At 70.0% G+C, this 1,154-nt stretch carries 1 protein-coding gene; it reads left to right on the plus strand.

Features of this window, described 5'->3' with window-relative positions; translation table 11 throughout:
* Window positions 1-76: 76 nt before the first annotated feature.
* Window positions 77-1,090, plus strand: a complete 1,014-nt coding sequence (gene gmd, locus FOE67_RS26355) for a GDP-mannose 4,6-dehydratase (RefSeq protein ID WP_182667333.1) — start codon at window positions 77-79, stop codon at window positions 1,088-1,090.
* The last annotated feature ends 64 nt before the right edge of the window (window positions 1,091-1,154 follow it).

The following is a 1,154-nucleotide window of genomic DNA, read 5'->3' on the forward strand; positions in this document are numbered from 1 at the left end:
CACCCACCCAACCCACGTATTTGACCCCGGGCCGCGCCCATCGGCCCCCGCCACCACGAACCGAGGGGATGACCTCATGGCGAAAACCGCGCTGATCACCGGTGTCACCGGCCAGGACGGTTCCTACCTGGCCGAGTTGCTGTTGGAGAAGGGGTACCGGGTGCACGGCCTGATCCGCCGGTCGTCCTCCTTCAACACCGAGCGCATCGACCACATCTACCAGGGGCCGCAGGATCCCGAACGCAGCCTGGTCCTGCACCACGCCGATCTCTCCGACGGCGTGGCGCTGGTCAACCTGCTGCGGGAACTCCGGCCCGACGAGGTGTACAACCTGGGGGCCCAGTCGCACGTGCGGGTCTCCTTCGACGCGCCGCTGTACACCGGGGACGTCACCGGCCTGGGCAGCACCCGGCTGTTGGAGGCCATCCGGGCCTCCGGCATCGAGACACGGATCTACCAGGCGTCCTCCTCGGAGATGTTCGGCTCCACTCCCCCGCCGCAGAACGAGCACACGCCCTTCCACCCGCGCAGCCCGTACGGCTGCGCCAAGCTCTACGGCTACTGGGCGACCGTCAACTACCGCGAGGCGTACGGGATGCACGCCTCCAACGGCATCCTGTTCAACCACGAGTCGCCCCGCCGGGGGGAGACCTTCGTGACCCGCAAGATCACCCGCGCGGTCGCCCGGATCCGGGCGGGCCTGCAGGATCGGCTCTACATGGGCAACCTCGACGCGGTGCGGGACTGGGGATACGCACCGGAGTACGTCGAGGCGATGTGGCGGATGCTCCAGCAGGACGAGCCCGACGACTACGTGGTGGCCACCGGGGAGGCGGCGACCGTCCGGCAGTTCCTGGAGGTCGCCTTCGCGGCGGCGGGCCTGGACTGGTCGGCGTACGTGCGGTACGACCCGAAATACGAGCGTCCCAGCGAGGTGGACGCCCTGATCGGGGACGCGAGCAAGGCCCGTGACCGATTGGGGTGGGAGCCCGGGGTGCGCTGGCCGCAGTTGGCGGAGCTGATGGTGCGGGCGGACATCGACCTGCTGGACGCCGAACTGTCGGGGGCCCGGGTGCGGGTGGACCGCTGAGCGGGAACCGGTCCCGGCCGTCGCCCGCCCCACCGGGCACGGCGGGATCCGGTCTCGTATACAC

The sequence above is a fragment of the Streptomyces calidiresistens genome (assembly GCF_014141525.1).
In the GTDB taxonomy this organism is placed as follows: domain Bacteria; phylum Actinomycetota; class Actinomycetes; order Streptomycetales; family Streptomycetaceae; genus Streptomyces; species Streptomyces calidiresistens.

Coding starts and splice junctions, on each gene's coding strand:
- gmd (WP_182667333.1), top strand. CDS start 77: ATGGCGAAAACCGCGCTGATCACCGGTGTCACCGGCCAGGACGGTTCC.